This window comes from Pseudomonas sp. BIC9C, assembly GCF_034541995.1.
GTDB classification, from domain to species: domain Bacteria; phylum Pseudomonadota; class Gammaproteobacteria; order Pseudomonadales; family Pseudomonadaceae; genus Aquipseudomonas; species Aquipseudomonas fluorescens_CC.
Genome location: NZ_JAWDGM010000006.1, coordinates 213,008 through 236,397, shown reverse-complemented (window position 1 = coordinate 236,397; position 23,390 = coordinate 213,008). Strand labels below are relative to the sequence as shown.

General features: G+C 61.0%; 25 protein-coding genes. 15 read left to right on the top strand and 10 right to left on the bottom strand.

Annotation, left to right across the window (positions count from 1 at the left end):
- Positions 1-2: 2 nt before the first annotated feature.
- From RS887_RS24750 to lptM, 4 genes are read right to left on the bottom strand one after another with little or no spacing between them, the layout of a single operon-like run.
- Positions 3-728, bottom strand: a complete 726-nt coding sequence (locus tag RS887_RS24750) for a DUF484 family protein (RefSeq protein WP_322617457.1) — start codon at positions 726-728, stop codon at positions 3-5.
- Positions 729-741: 13 nt separating this feature from the next.
- On the bottom strand, positions 742-1,572 hold the full coding sequence (dapF, locus tag RS887_RS24745; protein WP_322617456.1) for a diaminopimelate epimerase: 831 nt from the start codon (positions 1,570-1,572) through the stop codon (positions 742-744).
- A gap of 4 nt (positions 1,573-1,576) precedes the next feature.
- Positions 1,577-2,824, bottom strand: a complete 1,248-nt coding sequence (gene lysA, locus RS887_RS24740; RefSeq protein WP_008015512.1) for a diaminopimelate decarboxylase — start codon at positions 2,822-2,824, stop codon at positions 1,577-1,579.
- 9 nt (positions 2,825-2,833) lie between these two features.
- A complete protein-coding gene (gene lptM, locus RS887_RS24735) occupies positions 2,834-3,010 on the bottom strand; it encodes an LPS translocon maturation chaperone LptM (protein WP_007992225.1) in 177 nt (58 codons plus the stop codon).
- A 220-nt stretch (positions 3,011-3,230) separates the two neighbouring features.
- Here lptM and cyaY point away from each other — a divergent pair, with 220 nt between their 5' ends.
- From cyaY to rnk, 3 genes are all read left to right on the top strand, one after another.
- Positions 3,231-3,563, top strand: coding sequence for an iron donor protein CyaY (gene cyaY, locus RS887_RS24730; protein ID WP_322617455.1), 333 nt, complete (start codon positions 3,231-3,233; stop codon positions 3,561-3,563).
- 4 nt (positions 3,564-3,567) lie between these two features.
- Complete coding sequence (locus RS887_RS24725) at positions 3,568-3,792, top strand: DUF1289 domain-containing protein (RefSeq protein WP_322617454.1); 225 nt, start codon at positions 3,568-3,570, stop codon at positions 3,790-3,792.
- A 126-nt stretch (positions 3,793-3,918) separates the two neighbouring features.
- Entirely contained in the window at positions 3,919-4,329 is a 411-nt protein-coding gene (gene rnk, locus RS887_RS24720) for a nucleoside diphosphate kinase regulator (protein ID WP_008015509.1), read from the top strand.
- A gap of 7 nt (positions 4,330-4,336) precedes the next feature.
- On the opposite strand, the gene RS887_RS24715 is transcribed toward rnk, so the two are convergent.
- The 3 genes from RS887_RS24715 to RS887_RS24705 form a co-directional block, all read right to left on the bottom strand.
- On the bottom strand, positions 4,337-7,180 hold the full coding sequence (locus RS887_RS24715) for a class I adenylate cyclase (protein WP_322617453.1): 2,844 nt from the start codon (positions 7,178-7,180) through the stop codon (positions 4,337-4,339).
- A 192-nt stretch (positions 7,181-7,372) separates the two neighbouring features.
- Positions 7,373-7,618: a TIGR02647 family protein gene (locus tag RS887_RS24710; protein ID WP_322617452.1), complete on the bottom strand. Its 246-nt coding sequence runs from the start codon at positions 7,616-7,618 to the stop codon at positions 7,373-7,375.
- Between the two features lie 225 nt (positions 7,619-7,843).
- Positions 7,844-8,128 carry a hypothetical protein gene (locus tag RS887_RS24705; protein WP_322617451.1) on the bottom strand — a complete coding sequence of 95 codons (285 nt, stop codon included), beginning with the start codon at positions 8,126-8,128 and terminating at the stop codon, positions 7,844-7,846.
- Positions 8,129-8,252: 124 nt separating this feature from the next.
- On the opposite strand from RS887_RS24705, the gene RS887_RS24700 reads away from it, so the two are divergent.
- Entirely contained in the window at positions 8,253-8,912 is a 660-nt protein-coding gene (locus tag RS887_RS24700; protein WP_322617450.1) for a glutathione S-transferase, read from the top strand.
- 148 nt (positions 8,913-9,060) lie between these two features.
- Here RS887_RS24700 and argH read toward each other — a convergent pair whose 3' ends face one another.
- Positions 9,061-10,455: an argininosuccinate lyase gene (gene argH, locus RS887_RS24695; RefSeq protein ID WP_322617449.1), complete on the bottom strand. Its 1,395-nt coding sequence runs from the start codon at positions 10,453-10,455 to the stop codon at positions 9,061-9,063.
- Positions 10,456-10,986: 531 nt separating this feature from the next.
- Between argH and RS887_RS24690 the strand changes: the two genes are divergently transcribed.
- The 7 genes from RS887_RS24690 (at position 10,987) to RS887_RS24660 (ending at position 17,440) form a co-directional block, all read left to right on the top strand.
- Positions 10,987-11,733: a LytR/AlgR family response regulator transcription factor gene (locus tag RS887_RS24690; protein ID WP_111282937.1), complete on the top strand. Its 747-nt coding sequence runs from the start codon at positions 10,987-10,989 to the stop codon at positions 11,731-11,733.
- Positions 11,734-11,871: 138 nt separating this feature from the next.
- Positions 11,872-12,813 (top strand): hydroxymethylbilane synthase, encoded by a 942-nt coding sequence (gene hemC, locus RS887_RS24685; protein WP_322617448.1) that lies wholly within the window; start codon positions 11,872-11,874, stop codon positions 12,811-12,813.
- On the top strand, positions 12,810-13,577 hold the full coding sequence (locus RS887_RS24680) for a uroporphyrinogen-III synthase (protein WP_322617447.1): 768 nt from the start codon (positions 12,810-12,812) through the stop codon (positions 13,575-13,577). Before hemC ends, RS887_RS24680 begins: the two co-directional genes overlap by 4 nt.
- 16 nt (positions 13,578-13,593) lie before the next feature.
- Positions 13,594-14,754 (top strand): uroporphyrinogen-III C-methyltransferase, encoded by a 1,161-nt coding sequence (locus RS887_RS24675; RefSeq protein ID WP_322617446.1) that lies wholly within the window; start codon positions 13,594-13,596, stop codon positions 14,752-14,754.
- Complete coding sequence (locus RS887_RS24670) at positions 14,751-15,989, top strand: heme biosynthesis protein HemY (RefSeq protein ID WP_322617445.1); 1,239 nt, start codon at positions 14,751-14,753, stop codon at positions 15,987-15,989. Before RS887_RS24675 ends, RS887_RS24670 begins: the two co-directional genes overlap by 4 nt.
- A gap of 263 nt (positions 15,990-16,252) precedes the next feature.
- Positions 16,253-16,804, top strand: coding sequence for a disulfide bond formation protein B (locus tag RS887_RS24665; RefSeq protein WP_322617444.1), 552 nt, complete (start codon positions 16,253-16,255; stop codon positions 16,802-16,804).
- Positions 16,805-16,981: 177 nt separating this feature from the next.
- Positions 16,982-17,440: an Rsd/AlgQ family anti-sigma factor gene (locus RS887_RS24660; RefSeq protein ID WP_008015492.1), complete on the top strand. Its 459-nt coding sequence runs from the start codon at positions 16,982-16,984 to the stop codon at positions 17,438-17,440.
- A 59-nt stretch (positions 17,441-17,499) separates the two neighbouring features.
- Here the strand turns inward: RS887_RS24660 and RS887_RS24655 are convergent, their stop codons facing one another.
- Positions 17,500-18,165, bottom strand: coding sequence for an FKBP-type peptidyl-prolyl cis-trans isomerase (locus RS887_RS24655; protein WP_322617443.1), 666 nt, complete (start codon positions 18,163-18,165; stop codon positions 17,500-17,502).
- Positions 18,166-18,357: 192 nt separating this feature from the next.
- Between RS887_RS24655 and RS887_RS24650 the strand changes: the two genes are divergently transcribed.
- Positions 18,358-19,452 (top strand): AlgP family protein, encoded by a 1,095-nt coding sequence (locus tag RS887_RS24650; protein WP_322617442.1) that lies wholly within the window; start codon positions 18,358-18,360, stop codon positions 19,450-19,452.
- Here RS887_RS24650 and RS887_RS24645 read toward each other — a convergent pair.
- Positions 19,449-19,913: a TIGR02444 family protein gene (locus RS887_RS24645; protein WP_322617441.1), complete on the bottom strand. Its 465-nt coding sequence runs from the start codon at positions 19,911-19,913 to the stop codon at positions 19,449-19,451. The genes RS887_RS24650 and RS887_RS24645 overlap by 4 nt on opposite strands.
- A gap of 50 nt (positions 19,914-19,963) precedes the next feature.
- Here RS887_RS24645 and RS887_RS24640 point away from each other — a divergent pair, with 50 nt between their 5' ends.
- From RS887_RS24640 to rhtB, 3 genes are all read left to right on the top strand, one after another.
- Positions 19,964-21,874, top strand: a complete 1,911-nt coding sequence (locus RS887_RS24640; protein WP_322617440.1) for an ATP-binding cassette domain-containing protein — start codon at positions 19,964-19,966, stop codon at positions 21,872-21,874.
- Positions 21,874-22,455, top strand: a complete 582-nt coding sequence (locus tag RS887_RS24635; protein ID WP_322617439.1) for a mechanosensitive ion channel family protein — start codon at positions 21,874-21,876, stop codon at positions 22,453-22,455. Before RS887_RS24640 ends, RS887_RS24635 begins: the two co-directional genes overlap by 1 nt.
- A gap of 186 nt (positions 22,456-22,641) precedes the next feature.
- Complete coding sequence (gene rhtB, locus RS887_RS24630; RefSeq protein ID WP_007998964.1) at positions 22,642-23,274, top strand: homoserine/homoserine lactone efflux protein; 633 nt, start codon at positions 22,642-22,644, stop codon at positions 23,272-23,274.
- Positions 23,275-23,390 lie beyond the last annotated feature (116 nt).

Here is a 23,390-nt window from a genome sequence, read left to right as displayed (position 1 = left end):
GTTCAGCGTACCGAGCGCAGGGAGTTGTTGACCCGTGGCAGCACGCGACCCATGACTTCAGCGATGTAGCTCAGGAACAGGGTGCCTACCGAGCTTTTGTAGTGCTGCGGATCGCGGCTGGCGATGGCCAGGATGCCGTGGATGCCCTGGTGGCTGATGGCAACGACTGCGGTGGAACCGATCTGCTTGCGCTGTTCTTCGCCGAACAGGAAGTCCAGCTCATGTTCGCGCAGGCTGCCGCTGACGCTTTTTTCTTCCGAGAGCAAGCCGCCGATGGCCACTTGTGCTTCGGCATGAGTGGCCCAGCGGCCGACCGGCATGGCGTTGTCACCAAGCAGGATGAGGCTGACGAAGGGCACCTGGAATTCCTGGCGCAGGCTGTCTTCGACGCACATCACCATATCTTCCAGGCTGGCGGCATCCATCAGCGCCAGGATCAGGCGACGGGTCTTGTCGAACAGCCGGTCGTTGTCGCGGGCTACGTCCATCAGGTGCGACAGGCGATGACGCAACTCGATGTTGCGGTCGCGCAGGATGGTCATCTGACGCTCCACCAGCGACACGGTGTCGCCGCGCCGATGGGGGATACGCAGGGACGGAAGCAGTTCTTCGTGCTCGACGAAGAAGTCCGGATGAGCCTCCAGGTACGCGGCTACAGCCGCCGCCTCCAGGCTTTCGGACGGTGATTCGTCAGCTTGTCGTGCGGGTACCTGGGGCTTGTCGGTCATGGGTTTCGCTCACTCAAAGACGCACTTGTCCTTCATATACGCGCACTGCCGGGCCGGTCATCATCACCGGTTGGCCGGGGCCTGCCCATTCGATGGACAGGCGCCCGCCAGGCAGGTCGATCAATAGCGGCGAATCCATCCACCCCTGGCTGATCGCAGCCACTGCGGCAGCACAGGCGCCGGTTCCGCAAGCCTGGGTTTCCCCGGCACCGCGTTCCCAGACGCGCAACTGCGCGCGGCTCCGGTCGATGACCTGGAGAAAGCCGACATTAACCCGTGCCGGGAAGCGCGGGTGATGTTCGATTTTCGGGCCCAGTTCATGCACCGGCGCGTTGTTGATGTCGTTGACCCGTACCACCGCATGGGGATTGCCCATGGACACGGCAGCCAGATCGACCGGGGCGCCGTCGACGTCGACCTGATAACTCTTGGCCTGCTCCGGCGCCTGGAACGGAATATCCGCTGGCACCAGGCGCGGAGCGCCCATGTTGACGCTGATCTGGCCGTCGTTACGCACGTCCAGCTCGATGATGCCGCTTTTGGTTTCGACGCGAATCACACGTTTTGCGGTCAGGCGCTTGTCGAGCACGAAACGGGCGAAGCAGCGCGCACCGTTGCCGCACTGCTCCACTTCGGAGCCGTCGGAGTTGAAGATCCGATAGCGGAAGTCCACGTCCGGGTTGCTCGGCGCCTCGACGATCAGCAACTGGTCGAAACCGATGCCGGTGTGCCGGTCGCCCCATTGCTTGGCATGCTTGGGCAGAATGTGCGCGTGCTGGCTGACCAGGTCGAGGACCATGAAGTCGTTGCCCAGGCCGTGCATCTTGGTAAAACGCAGCAGCATGGTTTTACTCCGGCAGCAGGCTTTCGCCAGCAAACAACTCGGCTACCGTCTCACGGCGACGCACTTCGAATGCCTGATCACCGTCCACCAACACTTCAGCGGTACGACCGCGGGTGTTGTAGTTGGAACTCATGACAAACCCGTAGGCGCCGGCCGAATGCACGGCCAGCAGGTCGCCTTCTTCCAGGGCCAGCTGACGATCCTTGGCCAGGAAGTCGCCGGTCTCGCAGATCGGGCCAACGATGTCGTAGGCGCGGGCAGCGGTAGTGCGTGGGCGCACGGCGGTGACGTCCATCCAGGCCTGGTACAGCGCCGGGCGGATCAGGTCGTTCATGGCCGCGTCGACGATGGCGAAGTCTTTGTGTTCGGTGTGCTTGAGGTACTCGACCTGAGTCAGCAGCACGCCGGCGTTGGCCACGATGAAGCGGCCCGGCTCGAACACCAGCGCCAGGTCACGACCGTCGAGGCGTTCACGCACGGCCTTGATGTAGTCGGCGGCCAATGGCGGCTCTTCGTCGCGATAACGCACACCCAGGCCACCACCGAGATCGATGTGGCGCAGGTAGATGCCGCAATCGCCGAGGCGGTCGACCAGGCCCAGCAGGCGGTCGAGGGCGTCGATGAACGGCGGCAGGGTGGTCAGTTGCGAGCCGATGTGGCAATCGACGCCAACCACTTCCAGGTTCGGCAGCTGCGCGGCACGCACGTACACGTCTTCGGCGTCAGCGATGGCGATGCCGAACTTGTTCTCTTTGAGACCGGTGGAAATGTACGGGTGGGTGCCGGCATCGACGTCCGGGTTGACGCGCAGCGAAATCGGCGCGCGAACGCCCAGTTCGGCGGCGACCACTTGCAGGCGTTCCAGCTCGTCGGTGGATTCGACGTTGAAGCAGTGCACGCCGACTTCCAGGGCGCGACGCATGTCGTCACGGGTCTTGCCGACGCCGGAGAACACGATCTTGTCGGCGCTGCCGCCAGCGGCCAGTACGCGTTCCAGCTCGCCACGGGAGACGATGTCGAAACCGGCGCCCAGACGCGCCAGGACATTCAGCACACCCAGGTTGGAGTTGGCCTTCACTGCATAGCACACCAGGTGTGGCGTACCGACCAGCGCATCGGCGTAAGCCAGGTATTGGGCTTCGATGTGTGCCCGGGAGTAAACGTAGGTGGGTGTACCAAAGCGCTCGGCGATGGCAGACAGGGCAACACCTTCCGCGAACAGTTCACCGTCACGGTAGTTAAAAGCGTCCATGAGGTTCCCTTATTGGTAGACGTCGTGCTTGTGTGCTTTCGAGGCAGGCTGCTGTTGCGACGACTTGGCCTGCTCGGCAGGGTCCTGGTCTTCATCAGGCAGGTAGAGCGGGCCTTTTTGACCGCAGGCCGACACAAGGCAGGCGACCGCGAGGAGCGCAGCAAGGGAAGAGATCAGGCGCTTCATGGCGAAATCCTTGAAAATGCATTAATTGCGCCGGAGTATACCGGCCACCCGGCGGCTTGCCTATGCAACGGACCGCCCGTCCGGCGGGGCTTGGCCCGATGCGGTAGCCATGTTCAATCCAATCTGGGAGCGGGCTTGGTCGTTATCCTTTGCAATCGACGGAGCTCGGTCGTATCTTGCGGCGCTTGAGCCTGATCAGACACTTTTTGAGGTTGCCGTAATGAGTTTGTCCGAAGCGCGTTTCCATGACCTGGTCGATGTCACCCAGCAAACCCTGGAGGACATCTTTGACGACAGCGACCTGGATATCGATCTGGAGAGCTCGGCCGGTGTGCTGACCGTCAAGTTCGAAAACGGCACTCAATTGATCTTCAGCCGTCAGGAGCCACTGCGCCAGCTTTGGCTGGCGGCGGTATCCGGTGGTTTCCACTTCGACTACGACGAAGAAAGCGAGCGCTGGATGTGCGACAAGAGCGAAGAGCAGTTGGGTGAAATGCTCGAGCGTATCGTCAAGCAACAGGCTGACGTCGAGCTCGATTTCGAAGGCCTGTGAGATCGTGACCCAGCCTGCGCCTGTCCGTCCGCCCAAGCCGCTCTACAGCAATGTCAGCCCGGCGGTGCCGTCGCCATGCAGCGGTGTGTGTCGGCTGGACGAGCAGAAAGTCTGCCTGGGCTGCTTCCGTCATGTCGAAGACATCCGCGAATGGCGCTCGGCCGATGACGAGCGCCGGCGGGTGATTTGTGCGCAGGCCTCGCAGCGCAAACAGGGCTCCGGGCCATGACTTGTATATTTTTTGAGCTGTGATAGTGTCCGGAAACGCCTCAACCCATCGAGGCTTGTGAAAACCCCGCCTTTTTCTGGCGGGGTTTTGCTTTTTTCGTGCAGAAGAAAGGAGTCTGCCCAGATCATGACCGCACCTTCCATCACCCTTACCCGTCTGGACGTCCAGCGTCTTGAGCGCCTGATCGACAGCCTGGACGAAACGCTGCCGGGCGTTATCGCGCTGCAAACAGAACTGGACCGCGCCGATACCCTGGTCGGTCACGATGAAGTGCCGGCGGATGTCGTGACCATGAATTCCCGTGTGCATTGCCGAGAAGAAGGCAGTGGCAAGGACTACCACCTGACCCTGGTGTACCCCAAGGATGCGAATGCCGACGAAGGCAAGATCTCGATCCTGGCGCCGGTGGGCAGCGCGCTGCTCGGCCTGAAGGTTGGTCAGCATATCGATTGGCCAGCTCCGGGCGGCAAGACCCTGAAGCTGACCTTGCTGGAAGTCGAATCGCAGCCAGCCAACGGTGGCGACTACAACGTTTGACCCTGCCTCAGACCTGCCCGAGCGCCTCGTTCAATGCGCGCTCCAGGTCAGCCTTGTAGCGCAGGTACAGATGGGTGGAACTCTGTCCTTCGCCGAGCAGGCCTGACAGGTCGAGATCGGTAATGTAGCAGCGATAGCGTTCGGTTTCCCGGCGCTGCCCGACGATTTCCCGGGCGACCACGCTGAACAGCTGGTCGCCATGCTCCAGTTCGGAAAACTCCCGTTGATTGCAATACAACGTCACCTGCACCTGACCCGGTGTGGCTTTGCCGACGATCGCCTGCACGTCGTAGAACGGTTTGTTCACCGGCGTTTGTGGTACCGGCCTGGCTTCGATGCGGCGCGCCCGGCCAGGGCCTGACGGCAGCAACTGGCAATACAGGGTGTCGAGGTTCAAGGGGTGGGCTGCGTCCATCGGCAACAAGGTATCGCGCCGGTACTGGATCGATTGCAGGAAGCGCTGCAACGGCACCAGCAGGCTTTGCTCGTCGTGCCAGGGCAAGCGTTGCTGCCACAGGGCATTGAATTCATCGAGCACGTACAGATCAGCCTGATCTTCGTTGACCCGGTAGAACACCTGAATGCAGTCGGGCTGGCCCGTTGGCAGGAACAGCGCAAGGTCGTGGTCTTCCAGGGCCTTTGGGTCCAGGTGAAGCGGGCTGTAGCTCGCCATTTCTTCGCCCAGGTAATCGATCAGCGCCGGCAGAGTGGTTAGCGCGATGTGCTGGACCTGGCCCGGCACCAACTCCAGCACGTGGTAGTGCTGCTGGACCTGGATCAGGTAGCGATGATTGAGCCGGCTCAGCAGCAGGTTCTGCGCGGTATCGAGGATTTCTTCCACCCGTTGGGCGATGAACTGCGCACGGTTATGGCAAAAGCAACGCACCCGCAACTTCGGCTGTTGTGGCCCGGCCGGCAGGTTGTTGAGGTAGTCGCGGATGCAGTCAAGCAGGGCGTGGGGGCCGTCGTAGCGACCGACCAGCACTTCGTTCCAGCTATTGAGCGTGACCTGGTCCAGGGTCAGCACCAGATTCTCCCGGACGCCTGCATAGCTCAATGAGTCGGTGCGCTCGGTGGTCATCAGGATATTCAGGTCGCGATGGTGCTTGAGCGGATCGATGCCGACATTCACCAGAATCAGTACTTCACTCGGCACGCTGGCGCGCAACAGAGGTTCTTCGGCAACGGTGGGCAAGGGCAGGGCGATGGTCTGTTGCAGGCTGCCGAGCAGGTTGAACAGTTCGAACTCGCTCAAGTCGCTGGTGCCGGGATGCAAGGCAAGGCGGGTGCTGCTGTCGATCACGCCATTGCGGTGGCACCAGGTCAGCAGTTCCAGCAAGTGACGGCTGCGTTTGATCGGTGCGAAATGCTCCCACTCCAGCGCCGTCAGGCTGCCGTTGTACAAGCTCCACTGGCCTTGTCCCGGTTCTTTCCTGTTCGGTGCGTGCACCAGCGTCAGGGTGTCTTCGGCCAGGTCCGGGGCGATGCCGGGGTTGATGAACTCGACTTTGCCGGCCTTGCGCTCGAAAGCGGCATGCAGTCGGCGACCGAGGACACTCAGGTCGCGCTTGTTGATGCGGCTGACCGTTTGTTCGTGACGGGCAAACTGGGTGAGGAAGCGGTAGCTGTAGTTCAGCTCGTTGACCAGCGCCCGTCGCTCGGAGCTGACCTGGCGGACTTTCCACTGGCTGCGGCTGTCGAGCAGGGCCAGTTGCCGCTGGTCCCAGTGCCATTCATGGGCCAGGCGCTCAAGCAATGAACGTTGCCAGCTCTGGGTGCGGCTGCTGCCGGTCAGTTTGCGATTGACCTTCAGGTACAGCGCGCGACGTACCAGTTCCAGGCGCTCGGGTTCATTGCGGGCGAGCAAGTATTCTTCGATACGCCGGTACACCACGACGTACGGATCCAGCTCGTCGAGGTCGAGGCGGTTGGCGAACACCGCTTGCTTGAAGCGCAGGCTCAGGCAATGGACCCTGGGGTGTTCGCTGGCGTAAACCTCGGTCAGCAACAGCTTGAGTACCGACTTGTAAGGCGACTCGATGCCCTTGAACAACTGCCAGAGCCCGGCACCGATAAATTCGCCGGGCGGGATGAAGGCCAGGTTGCCGAGGTCGAGTGTTTCATCGGCGCGGATAAAGCGTTTGGAGATCAAGGTATGGGTGTAGCGGTCGTAGCTCGACTCTTCATAGACCGGCACCAGCCACCAGATCGGCGTACGCCCGGCCAGCCAGATCGCAGTGCGGTAAAACTCGTCCAGCAACAGGTAGTGCTGGGTGGTGCCGCAGTCCTCGGAACTCAGCTGGGTGTCGCGCTCGCCACGGACGAAGCGGGTCGGGTCGATCAGGAAAAAGTGCGCTTCGGCGCCCTGGCTGGCGGCCCAGGCTTCCAACAGTTGGCATTTTTTGCGCAGTTCGGCGAGCTCGCTCTCGGTCAGGTCCGGCCCATGGCAGACCCACACATCCATGTCGCTCTGGTCGGCTTGCGCCAGGGTGCCGAGGCTGCCCATCAGGAACAGTCCGTGAATCGGCCGAGGCGGGTTGCTGCCGTGGCGCGGCTTGTAGGAAAACGAGCGGGTCAGGCGCTGGGCTTCAGCGAGGACATTGGCATCCGGCTCGAAATTCGACAGCCCGGCCGGTGTACTGCCGGAAACGTAGCCGGGCAGCAGCGGATGATTGACGTGGAAAAACAGCGGCAGCAAGGTCAGGACCCCTTGCTGGCGGGTCGATAACCCTTCCATGGCGCGAGCCATGCGTCCTTCGTTGAGTTTCAGAAAGCGTGCGCGCAACTGGCTGAGAACCTTGCGGTCGATTCCCTCGTCCAGATCAGGGCGGATTTCATGGGTGCGCGTCATGTCAGCTCAAACCGGCTCGCAGGGCTCGGACGTGGGAGTCTCAGGTGTGGGGCAGTTTAGCGCCTCGGCTGCGGGACTTTTAAGCTGATTTTGTATTTCTGGCGTCAGATTTCTATCGCGCGGCGACAACGGGCAACAAAGTGCGCCCGCGGAACTCCTTCAGCAGGGGTTTCCGTGGGCGATATGGGGAATTCAGGCTGTTTCTTCGGATTTCAGAATGGTGAGCACGGTTTGCACATTTTGCGCGGCGTCACGGCCCAGGCTGGTCAGATAACCACCATCGGGCTGGTCGATCAGATCTTTTTCAAATAGGCGTTTGGCAGCGGCAATGGCTTTCGGGGCAGCGGTCTGATGAATTTTCAAACCTTCCTGGGAACTGTCCAGGTTGAAGAGTGCGAGGATTTCCAGTTCGGCAACCAACTCAGGGGTAAGCGACATAAGGACTCCAGACTTTCTAGGAATTGGACGACAGCGCCCCTAAGGTGAACCCGCTTGTCCGGCATGTCCAGTGCTCGCGACAGGGTTTTTTTGGTTGGGGTGGAAATTGACTTGTAGGAGCGAGCTTGCTCGCGATGGTCGTGAACGATGACTCGTAAAACCAGATGCCCCGTGGCGCTCTCGGGTTTTTCGCGAGCGAGCTCGCTCCTACAGGGGGGCGTGGGCTTATTGCTTTTCCGGTGGCAGCTCGGGCAATGCGCGCAGTGCAGCTTCGTACCATTCGGTATTGAAAGCGCGGTCTTCTTCGAGGATCGCGTCGATTTCTACGGCCAGAACGTGGGCCATCAAGTTGAGGATCTCTTCCCGCTCGTAACCCACCAGCGTCAACTTGTTGAAGGTCGCCTTGGCCGCTGGCGGATTGTCGCTTTCGATCTGGTTTTCGATGGCCTGGATCAGGGTACTTTCGGCGAACTCTTCGTCGTCGTTGTCGATATCGGTCGGCTCGCTCATGGCAGGCTCCTCAGGGAAAGGTGGCCAGTTTACCCGCATTCAGCCGCGTGATGCTGCTGGCAAGAATCCCGGCAGCGTTCTATAAACAGGCACTGCCCACCCCGCATGGCCTGGAGGCTTTGTGATGATCAAGCTTTATGGATTCTCCGTCAGTAACTACTACAACATGGTCAAACTGGCGTTGCTGGAAAAAGGACTGCCCTTCGAAGAAGTACCGTTTTACGGTGGTACCAGCCCCGAAGCACTGGCCATCAGCCCGCGTGGAAAGGTCCCGGTGCTGTGCGTAGAACAGGGCTTCGTCAATGAAACCAGCGTGATCCTCGAATACATCGAGCAAAGTCAGAAAGGCAAACCGCTGTTGCCGAGCGATCCGTTCGAGCGCGCGCAGGTGTTGGCACTGGCCAGGGAAATCGAGCTGTACATCGAATTACCGGGGCGGGCCTGCTTCGCCGAAGCGTTTTTCGGCATGACCGTGCCGGAAGCGATCAAGGAAAAAACCAAAGCCGAACTGTTGCTGGGGATGGCAGCACTGGGCCGGCACGGCAAATTCAGCCCTTACGTGGCTGGCGACAGCTTGAGCGTGGCGGATCTGTATTTCCTGTTCAGCGTGCCGCTGGCGTGTGGGGTCGCCAAGAAGTTGTTTGACATCGATCTATTGGCCGAGATGCCGAAGGCCAAGGCGCTGCTGGAGTTTTTGGGGGGTAATCCGAATGTGCAGCGTGTGGCGGCTGATCGGGAAGCGGCGATGCCGGCGTTCATGGCGATGATTGCTGCCAAAAAGTAGTTCTGTGGCGTTCTGAAGTCAGTCATCGCGGGCAAGTCGGATCGCCGCACCGCCGCTCCCACAGGTTTCTTTGTTTGCCATGGATTTTTGGCAAGTACTGAATCCTTGTGGGAGCGGGCTTGCTCCGGGCGGCGTTCCGACGAAGCTTTTATCGGCTGGCCAGAAGTGCCTGACCGCGCGTCACAGCAGCTTTCACCTGCGCCGGCGCGGTGCCGCCGATGTGGTTACGGGCATTGACCGAGCCTTCGAGGGTCAGCACGGCGAATACGTCCTGATCGATCTGGTCGCTGAACTTGCGCAGTTCTTCCAGGCTCATTTCCGCCAGGTCCTTGCCGCTGTCCACGCCGTACTTCACTGCATGCCCCACGATTTCGTGGCAATCACGGAATGGCAGGCCGCGACGCACCAGGTAGTCGGCCAGGTCGGTGGCAGTGGAGAAACCGCGCAGGGCCGCTTCGCGCATCATCGCGTGCTTGGGCTTGATCGCCGGAACCATGTCGGCGAAAGCCCGCAGCGAGTCGCGCAGGGTATCGGCGGCGTCGAACAGTGGTTCCTTGTCTTCCTGGTTGTCCTTGTTGTAGGCCAGAGGCTGGCCTTTCATCAGGGTCAGCAGGCCCATCAGCGCGCCGAATACGCGGCCGGTCTTGCCACGCACGAGCTCCGGCACGTCCGGGTTTTTCTTTTGCGGCATGATCGAGCTGCCGGTGCAGAAACGGTCGGGCAGATCGATGAACTGGAATTGCGCGCTGGTCCACAGCACCAGCTCTTCGGAGAAGCGCGACAGGTGCATCATCGCGATGCTGGCGGCGGAGCAGAATTCGATGGCGAAATCGCGATCGGAGACATTATCCAGCGAATTGCCGCCAACCGCGTCGAAACCCAGCAACTGTGCAGTGTATTCACGATCGATCGGGTAGGTGGTGCCGGCCAGCGCCGCGCTGCCCAGCGGCATGCGGTTGGTGCGCTTGCGGCAATCGACCAGGCGTTCGTAGTCGCGGCTGAGCATTTCGAACCAGGCCAGCATGTGGTGCCCGAACGTCACCGGCTGCGCAGTCTGCAGGTGGGTGAATCCCGGCATGATGCTGGCGGCTTCGCGCTCGGCCTGCTCCAGCAGGCCTTTTTGCAGGCGGGTGATTTCAGCCAGGATCAGGTCGATTTCGTCACGCAGCCACAGACGGATGTCGGTGGCGACCTGATCGTTACGACTGCGGCCGGTATGCAGCTTTTTACCGGTCACGCCGATGCGGTCGGTCAGTCGCGCCTCGATGTTCATGTGGACGTCTTCGAGGTCGATGCGCCAGTCAAACTGACCGGCCTCGATTTCACCCTGGATGGTCTTCAGGCCATCGATGATGCTGTCGCGCTCGGCATCGGTCAGCACGCCGACCTTGGCCAGCATGGTGGCGTGGGCGATCGAGCCCATGATGTCGTGGCGATACAGGCGCTGGTCGAAGGTGACGGAGGCGGTGAAGCGGGCGACGAAGGCGTCGACGGGTTCACTGAAGCGGCCGCCCCAGGACTGATTGGTCTTGTCAGTGCTCATGAATTCGCTCGTATCGGCTTGATGAAAGAAGGCGTGGAACGCTGGCGCGGATAATAACAGGGTTGCCAATTCTGTCGCTGACACTGGTCGACACGTTTTCTTGATGTAGGAGCGAGCCTGCTCGCGATGAACCTGAAGTCGACGCGTTTATCCAGGAGGCACGCGTTATCGTTAACGCCCATCGCGAGCGAGCTCGCTCCTACATTAGCGATTAGCGCAACGATATTTTCCAATTGAGCTGTATCGTCCCGGCAACCGTCTACAGTTGGACAATAGGATCAGCGCACTTCTCGGTGCAGCCGCTGACCATAAAAAGTGTGGGGTGCTCATATTGCGTGTCAGTAAACCCTGTGGCGATGTGTCGCCAATGCGGGCCTGGGCCGCCAGTCGCCTGGCAGATGAAAATTTAGCCGCCCGACCAGCGGCACTTTTTGACGCTCGGGCTAGTCTTAGCGTGGATCGCGGTGACAGACGTCACTTCACCTGTCTACGCTATCCTTGTGCGAGACTCACGCAGGAATCCAGCGCAATATGAATGTCCTGATCGTTGATGACGAACCCTTGGTCCGCGAGCGCCTGAGCCGAATGGTTGGCGAACTCGAGGGATACAGTGTCCTGGAGCCTAGTGCCACGAATGGCGAAGAGGCGTTGGCACTGATCGACAGCCACAAGCCGGATATCGTCTTGCTTGATATCCGCATGCCCGGCCTCGATGGCCTGCAAGTGGCTGCGCGGTTGTGCGAACGCGAAACTCCGCCCGCCGTGGTGTTCTGCGCCGGGCCCGATGAATTTGCCGTGGAAGCCTTACAGGCCAGCGCCGTAGGCTATCTGGTGAAACCTGTGAGAACTGAACAGTTACATGACGCATTAAAGAGAGCCGAGCGCCCCAGTCGTGCCCAGCTCGCCGCCCTGACCCGCCCTGCTGCCGAAAGCGGCAACGGCCCGCGCAGCCATATCAGTGCCAGAACCCGTAAAGGGATCGAACTGATTCCGCTGGATCAGGTGGTGTACTTCATTGCCGACCACAAATACGTGACCTTGCGCCACGAAGGTGGTGAGGTGCTGCTCGATGAGCCGCTCAAGGCCCTCGAGGATGAATTCGGTGACCGTTTCGTGCGTATCCATCGCAATGCACTGGTCGCCCGCGAGCGCATCGAGCGATTGCAACGCACACCCCTGGGGCATTTTCAGCTGTTCCTCAAAGGCCTCAACGGTGATGCGCTGATCGTCAGCCGGCGCCATGTGGCTGGCGTGCGCAAGATGATGCAACAGCTTTAAACAGCTGTCCGCAGGTGAATTTCACACCCGATTGCCGGACATCCGGGGCCAGGGAGGCCGAGTAGTATCTGATTCAAGTCAAAGCGGATTTGGCTGAGCTGTTATTATCTGCCGTATCTATTCAGTACGGATTGATCCATGTCCTCTCGCCAGATCCGCATCGCCACCCGCAAAAGCGCACTCGCCCTGTGGCAGGCCGAATACGTCAAAGCCCGCCTTGAGGCGGCTCATCCGGGCTTGCTGGTGACCCTCGTCCCCATGGTCAGCCGTGGCGACAAGTTGCTCGACTCACCGCTGTCGAAAATCGGCGGCAAGGGCCTGTTCGTCAAGGAACTCGAAACCGCGCTGTTGGACAATGAAGCCGACATCGCCGTGCACTCCATGAAGGACGTGCCAATGGACTTCCCCGAAGGCCTCGGTCTGTTCTGCATTTGCGAACGGGAAGACCCGCGCGACGCCTTCGTTTCCAACACCTACACCAGCCTGGACGAGTTGCCCCCGGGCAGCATCGTCGGCACCTCCAGCCTGCGCCGCCAGGCTCAATTGCTGACCCGTCGCCCGGACCTGGAAATCCGCTTCCTGCGCGGCAACGTCAACACCCGCCTGGCCAAGCTCGATGCCGGCGAATACGACGCCATCATCCTCGCCGCTGCCGGCCTGATCCGTCTGGGCTTTGAGGATCGCATCACATCGGCCATCAGTGTCGACGACAGCCTTCCGGCCGGTGGCCAGGGTGCGGTGGGGATCGAATGCCGCAGCGCCGACAGCGAAATTCATGCGCTGCTGGCGCCCCTGCATCACCAGGACACCGCCACCCGCGTGACCGCCGAACGTGCCCTCAACAAGCACCTCAATGGCGGTTGCCAGGTGCCGATCGCCTGCTACGCCGTGTTGGAAGGTGAGCAGGTCTGGTTGCGCGGGCTGGTCGGTGATCCGAGTGGTGGCCGGCTGCTCAGTGCCCAGGCTCGTGCGCCGCGTGGCGATGCCGAGGCGCTTGGTGTGCAAGTGGCCGAAGACCTTTTGAGCCAGGGCGCCGACGAGATTCTGAAAGCGGTCTATGGCGAGGCTGGTCACGAGTGACTGGCTGGCGCTTGCTGCTGACGCGTCCCGCCGATGAGTCGGCGGCGCTGAGCAGTTTTTTGGCCGAGCAGGGGATATTCAGTAACAGTCTGCCGCTTTTGGACATCGTGCCCCTTGCGACCACTGACACAATGCGCCAGGTGATTCAGGCGCTGGATCAGTTCTGCGCCGTCATCGTGGTCAGCAAGCCGGCCGCCCGGATCGGCGTCGAGCTGCTTGAGCGGTTTTCGCCAACGCTGCCTGGTGTGAAGTGGTTCAGTGTCGGCGCGGCGACTGCGCAGATCCTCGAGGATCACGGATTGGACGTGAGCTTCCCGGCAGAAGGCGATGACAGTGAAGCCTTGCTCGAACTTTCCCGACTGCGGGAGGCTATCGCCAAAACCGATGCGCGAGTGCTGATCCTGCGCGGGGAGGGTGGGCGCGAGTTGCTGGCTGAGCGTTTGCGTGAGCTTGGTGCTAGTGTCGAGTATCTGGAGTTGTACCGCCGGGCATTACCGGTTTACCCGCCGAAAGCGCTGCCGGAACGGATCCAGGCGGAACGCCTGAACGGGCTGGTGGTCAGCAGTGGACAAGGTTTTGAGCACCTGCATCAGTTGGCCGGCGACGCCTGGCCGCAATTGGCGCGGTTGCCGTTGTTTGTACCAAGCCCCAGGGTTGCCGAGCTGGCGTATGCCGCCGGGGCCAAAACAGTTGTGGATTGCCGCGGTGCCAGTGCCGCGGCCTTGCTGACGGCGTTACGGGAGCATCCCGTGCCCGTTTTCTAATGCAAAGGATGGATACGTGAGCGAAACAGCCTTGCCGAAAGATGACTCGCGACCGGTGCTTGATACACCTGTTGATGCTCCTGTTGATGAGATGCCGCCGCCACCTGCTGCCGTGCAGCGTCGAGGCAATGGTCTGGCTATCGTCGCGCTGCTGCTGGGCGCGGCCGGTGTTGCGGTGGGCGGTTGGGGTGTCTGGCAGGTGCGTCACCTGCAGGCCAATAATCAGCAGCAACTGAGCCAGGTTCAGGCGTTGAATGACCAGGCGCAGAACCTCAAGCTCAATGAGGAACGCTTGAGCGCTCGCCTGGCGCAATTGCCTGCCGCCGATGAGCTGGAAGCACGCAGTCGCCTGGTGATCCAGCTGCAAGGTGATCAGCAGCGTTTGAACCAACGTCTGGAAACCATACTCGGCGCCAGTCGCAAGGACTGGCGTCTGGCCGAAGCCGAGCATCTGCTGCGCCTTGCCAGCCTGCGACTGTCCGCCTTGCAGGACATCAGCAGCGCCCAGGCACTGGTCCAGGGTGCCGACGAGATACTGCGCGAGCAGAACGATCCAGGCGCGTTTGCCGCTCGCGAGCAGGTGGCCAAGACCCTGATTGCCTTGCGCAGTACCCAACAACCGGATCGCACCGGGCTGTTTCTGCGTCTGGGCGCGTTGCGCGATCAAGTGGCCAGCCTCACCGAGCTGGCGCCGGAGTACAAGGACCGTGGCGATTCGTTGCTGGGCCTGACCGCTGATGGCGACGGTGCCAGTCGCTGGGCGCAATGGTGGGATCGGATTTCGCGTTACATCCGTATCGATTTCAATGCCGATAAGAACGTTCGCCCATTGCTGGCCGGCCAGAGCCTGATTCAGGTGCGCCTGGCTCTGAGCCTGGCGCTGGAGCAAGCCCAGTGGGCCGCACTCAATGGTCAGGCTGCGGTTTATTCCCAAGTGCTGGACGAAGCGCGGGACATCCTCAAGGGCAACTTCAACCCGGACAACGCGCAAAGCAAAGTCATGCTTGAGCAGGTGGCCGAGTTGAGCAAGCAACCCGTCACCGTCGTCACGCCGGATATGACCGGCACCCTGAGCGCAGTGCAGGGGTATCTGGAACGGCGCAACGTCAACGCCGAGGATTCGATCAAGCCACTGGCCAAGCCTGCCGCGAACACCGCGCCGGAGGCCACGCCATGAAACGCCTCTATGTGATCGTGTTCTTAGTGATCGCCGCTGCCGCTGCGCTGGGGCTGGCGATCGCAGAACATTCCGGCTACGTGCTGATCGCCTACAAGACCTTCCGCTATGAGTCGAGCCTGTGGGCTACCTTGGCGCTGGTGGCTGTGCTCTGGCTGGTGATCTGGGGCATCAAGTCGCTGGTCGAACTGATGATGGCCTCCAGTGGCGTGGTCAATCCGTGGTCGCGACGCAACCGCAGCCGTCGGGTGCAGGTGGCGATCGAGCACGGTCAACTCGACCTGGCCGAGGGTCGCTGGGCCAGCGCGCAGCGTCACTTGCATCGGGCTGCCGAAGCCGAGCGCCAACCGTTGCTTTACTACCTCGGTGCGGCCCGTGCCGCAAACGAGCAAGGCAATTACGAAGAAAGCGACAACTTGCTGGAGCGTGCCCTGGAGCGTCAGCCTCAGGCCGAACTGGCGATCGCTTTGAGCCACGCCCAATTGCAGACTGACCGCGGTGATACCGAAGGCGCCCTCGCCACCCTGCAAGCCATGCGTGAACGCCACCCTCATAACGCACAGACCCTGCGTCAGTTGCAGCGCCTGCTTCAGCAGCGTGGTGACTGGTCGGCAGTGATTCGCCTGCTGCCGGAGCTGCGCAAAGACAAAATCCTGCCGGCAGCCGAACTCACCGAACTGGAGCGTCGGGCCTGGGGGGCGAACCTGTCTCTGGCGGCGCAACGGGAAGAAGACGGAACGGTGGGGCAGCAATCGCTCGAGCGTGCCTGGCAACAGCTGACCTCGGCACAGCGTCAGGAGCCGCAACTGGTGCTTGCGTATGCCGAACAACTGCGTCAGTTGGGTGCTCAGGTCGAAGCCGAAGAAGTGCTGCGCACCGCTCTCAAGCGCAGCTACGACAGCCACCTGGCACGGCTCTACGGACTGGTTCGCGGCAATGATCCGGCCCGCCAGTTGCAGGCTGCCGAAGGCTGGCTCAAGGAGCATCCGGCCGATCCGGGCCTACTGCTGACACTGGGTCGTCTATGCCTGCAAAACAGTTTGTGGGGCAAGGCCCGGGACTATCTGGAAAGCAGCCTGCGTGTACAGCGCAATCCGGAAGCCTGTGCGGAACTGGCGAGGTTGTTGGCGCAAATGGGCGATACTGAGCGCAGTAACCAGTTATTTCAGGAGGGCCTGGGTTTGTTGGATGAGCGCTTGCTCGCGGCTCCTCTGCCAGTGCCAGTTCGCGCTTGAGCCATTCGCTGGCGCCAGGCTCAAGCACCTGAGCAATGACCTGCGGCGAGGCAGAAATCTTCCTCGCCGCAGTACGATGATTGGTAGAAATTCAGTCGCCAAATTTCGTCGCAGATAAAGTCCTACAGAGGACTACTTGTTATCCTCTCGCCTGCGTCGGGGTTTCCCTACACCTTTGCTGAAGTCTCTGTGGGCGCCTGCCTTGAAAGGCCGTCGCGCTTTCCTCTACCGTAACGGTCTGTCACTACTTTTACGGAAAAGCCATGTCTTTGGCCTACTCACGCTCCTTGTTTTTCATGGCTTTCGTTGCGGGTGCCCTGGCGATGGGCGTTTCCTATTATCTGGAATATGCAGTCGGCCTGCGGCCTTGCGGCTTGTGTCTTGTGCAACGGTTTTGTCTGGCGCTCTTTACCGGTGTCTGCCTGATGGCTTCGGTCCATGGCCCCGGTCGCATCGGGAACATTCTGTATTGGCTGCTCGGTCTTGGTTGCAGCCTGGCCGGCACTGTCACGGCGTGGCGACAGGTCCTGCTGCAAAGCCTTCCGGCGGAACAGGCTGCGGCGTGCTCGACCCATCTGGCGGAACTGTTGGCCAGTTCGCCGTGGCTATCCGTAATACGGCAAATGTTCAAGGGCGCAGCCGAATGTTTGGAAATTTCCTGGACGCTGTTCGGTCTGAGTCTCACAGAGTGGAGCCTGCTGTTCTTCGTCGCGATGTTGATTCTGGCCGTTTACCAGTCGTTGCGACTGGTCTGGATCAGCTTTCGGCGACCGCTCAGCGGCGAGTCGTCGCCCCGGGCCTCTGCGGGCGATTAAACACTTGTATGAACATTATCGCCTGCGTACCTTGAAGCCAGTGTCGTGCGGGCATAATCTGGCCCGCACGTGTCATTGGAATTCTGTTGCTCGATGACGCTCTGCCTGACCGCCCACCGACGTTACAAGAGGCGAGCGGGCATAGAGCAGCTGACCCACAAGGGAAGAGAGATCACCATGCTCGAAAGTTGTCAGAATGCTCAGGAACGCTGGGGTGGAGTGCACCTGCTGATCGATCGCTGGTTGCAGGAGCGCAAAGAGCTGATCGATGCCTACGACAAGCTTGGCGCAAAGCCTGAGGCGCTCGGTGAGGATCGTAAACCCTTGCAGGAGTTCTGCGGTGTGCTGGTGGATTATGTGTCCGCCGGGCATTTCGAGATCTACGAACAGCTGACGGGGGAGGCCAAGGCCTTCAACGACAAGCGTGGCCTTGAACTCGCCGAGACGATCTACCCGCGGATCGACGTCATCACTGAAAAGCTGCTCGCGTTCAATGACCTGTGTGATGCCGGAAAGTGTGTCGCCGAAGAGTTCAAGACACTCGGCGGACTACTGCATGAACGCTTTGAGCTGGAAGACTGCCTGATCGAAGTGCTGCATACGGCCCATAAGGAAGCCGATTCGGTTCAGGCCTGAAGCGCTTCCTGCAAGACCTCGAAACGGTGTGCCAAGGCACGCCGTTTTCGTTTGTGTCGTCAGCCGGTAGCACCGCGCAATTCGACTTCAAACACCAGTGGAGTGAAGGGTGCGATCACGTCACCGGCACCGTCGGCGCCATAGGCTTGGGCCGATGGAATCACCAGTCGCCATTTCGCCCCGACCGGCATGTTCTGCAATGCACTGCGCCATCCGGCGATCACGCTGGCGAGACTGAACCATTGTGGCTGGCTGTTCTGATCGAACACCGTGCCGTCGGGCAAGCGACCGATGTACAGCACCTGCACCTTGCCGTTTGGTCCGGCCTTGGCGCCAGTGCCTGGCGTCAACTCGGTCAACAACACGCCATCAGCCAGTTCGCGCACGCCGGGTTTGGCTTTCTCTGCGGCGAGAAAGCGCTGTTCTTTTTCCAGTGCCATTTCGCTTTGCGGCTCGGCTGACTGCATGGCCATCCGGGCTTCATGCTCGGTCAATATCTGCTGGATCTGCTCGTCCTTCAGTGCCAGCGGTTTACCTTGATAGGCCTGCTGCAATCCTTCGACCAGTGCCTGGAGTTGCAGGTCGGGAGCCTCCTGGCGCAAGCGTTCGCCAAGGCTCGCACCCAGGCTGTAAGCGAGATCGTGGGCTTCATTTTCCTGTGTTGTTGCTGTGGCCTGGGCCACCGAAAAAAACGCGCACAGCGATAAAAAAAGGTAGCGCGGCATGGGCACTCTCCGATCTGAATTGCGGGCGATTATGCCAGTGAGAATGTGCGCAACGGTGAACTGCTTTTGCTTCGACGCAGAAGTTTTTCAGTCCTTTGCAACGCAACGCTTTCGATAGTGTCAACATGCCCTAGCGGCGGTTGCAGCAGAGGTCTAGTATGAGCCGCACTCACTTCAGCCAGGAGGTAAACCATGTCGGCCACCAAGAAGCCAGTAAACACTCCATTGCACCTGCTCCAACAACTCTCGGGCAGCCTGCTCGAGCACCTGGAAACCGCTTGTTCCGAAGCCTTGGCTGATGCTGAAAAACTGCTCGCCAAACTGGAAAAGCAGCGCGGAAAAGCGCAAGAAAAACTGCACAAGTCCCGCACCAAATTGCAGGACGCTGCGACGGCCGGAAAAGCCAAGGCGCAAGCCAAGGCCAAGGACGCAGTGGCCGATCTTGAGGAGCTGCTCGATGCTCTCAAGGATCGTCAATCGGAAACCCGCGGCTACATTCTGCAACTCAAGCGCGATGCTCAGGAAAGCCTGAAACTGGCCCAGGGCGTCGGTCGTGTACAAGAGGCTGTCGGCAAGGTGTTGTCCCTGCGCGCGGCCAAACCTGCTGTGGCACCTGCGAAGAAAGCCGCTGCCAAACCGGCTGCTGCAAAAGCACCGGCCAAGCCTGTTGCTGCAAAACCTGCAGCTGCCAAGCCAGTAGCCAAAACTGCCGCCGCCAAACCGGCTGCAAAACCGGCAGCGAGAAAACCGGCTGCTGCCAGCGCTGCAAAACCTGCGGCTAAAACCACGGCTGCCAAACCAGCCGCTGCACGACCAGCCGCTGCAAAAACCGCCGCTGCCAAACCGGCCGTGGCTAAAACCGCCGCCGCTAAACCGGCAGCTAAACCAGCCACCCGGACCGCTGCGGCGAAACCTCCTGCCAAGCCGGCTGCAAAACCGGTCGCTGCAAAACCAGCAGCCAAACCAGCAGCAAAGCCAGCGGCAAAACCTGCCGTAAAAGCGGCTGCCAAACCTGCTGCTAAACCAGCTGCAGCGAAACCAGCCGTTGCCGCCAAGCCAGCCGCTGCCAAGCCAGTTGCCGCCAAACCGGCTGCTGCAAAACCAGCAGCCAAACCTGCAGTGAAAAAGCCGGTTGCCGCCAAGCCAGCCACCGCACCAGTTGCCAAACCAGCCAACCCGGCTCCGGCAGCAACGTCTGCTTTAGCAGCAGCCACCTCGACAGCCACGCCAGCGCCAACGCCGGCCGCCGCATCGATCGCAGCAACCACCCCAACCAGCGCTTCCTAAGTGCCGGTTACCGCGACGCGCAGCTGATGCAGCGCGTCGCGGTGCAGGTGGGCGGCCTCAGCCGCCGCACCTTCCAGCCAGGCCGCCAGATCGGTCTCGGCACCTTGCGGCCAACTCTGCGCCGCTCTCTCCAGCCGCAACAACAGATGCCGTTCGGCTTCCAGTTCGAGTGCCTTCACTTGTTCACGCAGGCTATGCAAATCGGCGTCTTCCGTAGCCTCGGCCTTCCATTGTGTGCGCAAGGCGCGTAACGGTCCCACGACATCGGCGTCCCAGGCGACGGCCACACTGCGCAGTTGCTGCAAACGTTGCTCATCGCAGGCAACGCCCCGTTGTCCCAACCACGCACCACACAGCAACAGACACACGTTCACCCCCGCCGACTGCAATTGCAGGCATGCCTGCTCAACGCCCGGACGGGCGTAGGTGGTCAGGGAAAAGCTCCACAGGTCAGAGGACATAGTGCTACTCGCGCCAGTTGCGAGCGAAGCTGGTAGACTCCGCCGCCATTATGATTCGACTTCAGAACCTGACTTTACAGCGTGGCCCGCAACGTCTGCTAGAAGACGCCGAGCTGACCCTGCACGCCGGCCAGAAAGCCGGCCTCATCGGTGCCAACGGCGCCGGCAAATCCAGCCTGTTCGCCTTGCTTCGGGGCGAGCTGCACCCGGACTCGGGTGATTGCTTCCTGCCGGCCGACTGGCGTATCGCCCACATGCGCCAGGAGGTCGACACCCTCGAACGCCTGGCGGTCGACTACGTGCTCGATGGCGACCTGCGCCTGCGCCAGGTGCAACGCGACCTGGCGGCAGCCGAAGCGGCCCATGACGGTGCCGCACAGGCCCGCCTGCACTCGGAACTCGACAGCGCCGACGGTTATACCGCCGACGCCCGGGCGCGCAAGTTGCTGGCCGGTCTCGGGTTCACCAACGAGCAGATGGATCGTCAGGTCGGAGATTTCTCCGGTGGCTGGCGGATGCGCCTGAACCTGGCGCAGGCCTTGATGTGCCCATCGGACCTGCTGCTGCTCGATGAACCGACCAACCACCTGGATCTCGACGCCATCATCTGGCTCGAAGAGTGGCTCAAGAGCTATCCCGGTACCCTGATGCTGATTTCCCACGACCGGGACTTCCTCGATGCCGTCGTCGACCACGTGGCCCACGTCGATCAGCGCAAGATCACCCTGTACCGCGGTGGCTACAGCGCCTTCGAGCGCGCCCGTGCCGAACGCCTGGCCCAGCAACAGCAGGCCTACGAGAAGCAGCAGGCGCAACGTGCGCACATGGAAAGCTACATCGCCCGCTTCAAGGCCCAGGCCACCAAGGCCCGTCAGGCCCAGAGCCGGATCAAGGCACTGGAGCGGATGGAAGAGCTGACCGCCGCCCACGTCGATTCACCGTTCGACTTTGTCTTCCGTGAATCGCAGAAAATTTCCAGCCCGCTGATCGACCTGTCCGATGCCCGCCTGGGCTACGGCGAGAAGGCCGTGCTGGAGAAGGTCAAGCTGCAACTGACCCCGGGGGCGCGAATCGGTCTGCTCGGACCTAACGGCGCCGGTAAGTCGACCCTGATCAAGAACCTTGCCGGTGAGCTCTCGCCATTGGCCGGCCGCTTGACCCGTGGCGAGAACACGGTGGTCGGTTATTTCGCCCAGCATCAACTCGACTCTCTGGATTCCAAGGCCAGCCCGTTGTTGCACTTGCAGCGCCTGGCGCCGACCGAGCGCGAACAGACTCTGCGCGACTTCCTCGGCGGTTTTGACTTCCGTGGCGCGCGGATCGACGAGCCGGTACTGAATTTCTCCGGTGGCGAAAAAGCACGCCTGGCATTGGCCTTGATCGCTTGGGATCGGCCGAACCTGTTGCTGCTCGACGAACCGACCAACCACCTGGACCTGGAAATGCGCCTGGCGCTGACCATGGCCCTGCAGGAATTCAGTGGTGCGGTATTGGTGGTCTCTCACGATCGCCATTTGCTCAAAAGCACCACCGACAATTTCTATCTGGTGGCGGACGGCAAGGTCGAGGAATTCGACGGCGACCTGGAGGACTACACCCGCTGGCTGGTGGAGTATCGCCAGCGCAATGCCCCGGTCAACAACACGCCGGTCAACCCGGACAAGACCGACAAGAAAGCCCAGCGTCAGGCTGCGGCAGCGTTGCGTCAGCAACTGGCACCGCACAAACGCGAAGCTGACAAGCTCGAAGCCGAGCTGGGCAAGCTCCACGAAAAACTCGCGAAGATCGACGCCAGCCTCGGTGACAGTGACATCTACGAACCGGCGCGCAAGAACGAGTTGCGTGACCTGCTGGCGGAACAGGCCAAGCTGAAGGTGCGCGAGGCACAGCTGGAAGAAGCGTGGATGGCAGCCCTGGAATTGCTGGAAAGCATGCAGGCGGAGCTGGAGGCGCTGTCCTGATGGACGCCTTCAAACTGCCGTTGCCGGCGGTGTGGGTCGAGCCGATCTGGCTCGGCGTGCAAATCCTGCTGATCCTGCTGGCCGGCTACTTCGCCCAGCGCTTCGTCGCCAAATGCCTGAGCCGTCTTGGTGAGCGTTACCCGTTCCCGCCGCAATTGCTGATGCCGCTGCGGGGCGGTTTGCGCTGGCTGATCATGGGCAGTGCGCTGATTTTCGTTCTGGAGCGACTCGGTGTCTCGGCCACGGTGCTCTGGACCGCATTGTCGGGTTTCGTCGCCGTTGCGGCAGTGGCGTTTTTCGCCATGTGGAGCGTGCTGTCGAACCTGCTGTGCGCGATCCTGATCTTCACCGTCGGCCCGTTTCGCCTGGGTGACGTGGTGGAGTTGGTCGACACCACCGACAAGCCCGGCATCAAAGGCCGGGTGGTGGCGATCAATCTGCTGTACACCACGCTGGTCGAGGCCGAAGAACTCGGCACGGGCAGTGCCATGGTGCAAGTGCCCAACAGTTTGTTCTTCCAGCGTTCGGTGCGGCGCTGGCGCGGGACGGATGTGTTTCCTTCCGGCGGGTTTGAAAAGTAAGCCTTCTGTTGACTGCTACACCGCCTTCGCGCCAGAGAACCCCTGTAGGAGCGAGCTTGCTCGCGAAGAGGCCCTCAAGCCGTAAGCGCTGGTCGGCAACCGCAGCATCCTGGAAAAAATCGGTAGTCATCCACCCAAAGCCGCATTAGCTTAGACGTCTGTCACGAATCTGAGTCGAGGTGTGCAATGGAGCTTCAAACATGGCTGGCGTTTTTTGCCGCCTGCTGGGTGATCAGCCTGTCCCCCGGTGCCGGCGCCATTGCGTCGATGTCCAGCGGTCTGCAGTACGGTTTCTGGCGCGGTTACTGGAACGCCCTGGGCCTGCAACTGGGTCTGGCTTTACAGATCGCCATTGTCGGTGCCGGTGTCGGCGCCATTCTCACGGCTTCGGCCACGGCCTTCTATGCCATCAAATGGTTTGGCGTGGCGTATCTGGTTTACCTCGCGATCAAGCAATGGCGTGCACTGCCCAGCGATATGAGTGATGACGCGGCAGTGCGCCAGATCGGCAAGCCGATGGCCCTGGTGTTCCGAGGTTTTCTGGTGAACATCAGTAACCCCAAGGCGCTGGTGTTCATGCTGGCGGTGTTGCCGCAGTTCATCGATCCCCATGCTCCACTGCTGATTCAGTATCTGGTGATTGGTGTGACCATGGTCTGCGTCGACCTGATCGTGATGGCCGGTTACACCGGTCTGGCCTCCAAAGTGCTGCGTCTGCTGCGCACGCCGAAACAGCAAAAACGCATGAACCGGACCTTTGCCGGGCTGTTCATTGGTGCGGCAGCGTTCATGGCGACGCTGCGCAGAGCAGCGGTCTGAATCGACAGAAACCCGAAAAGGCGACCCAGGCGGTTAATGCCGATCAGTTAAGCCTCGTCGCTTGACCTTTGGCCGCAAGAAATCAAAATCCGATGCCTGAATAGGCATCGGATTTT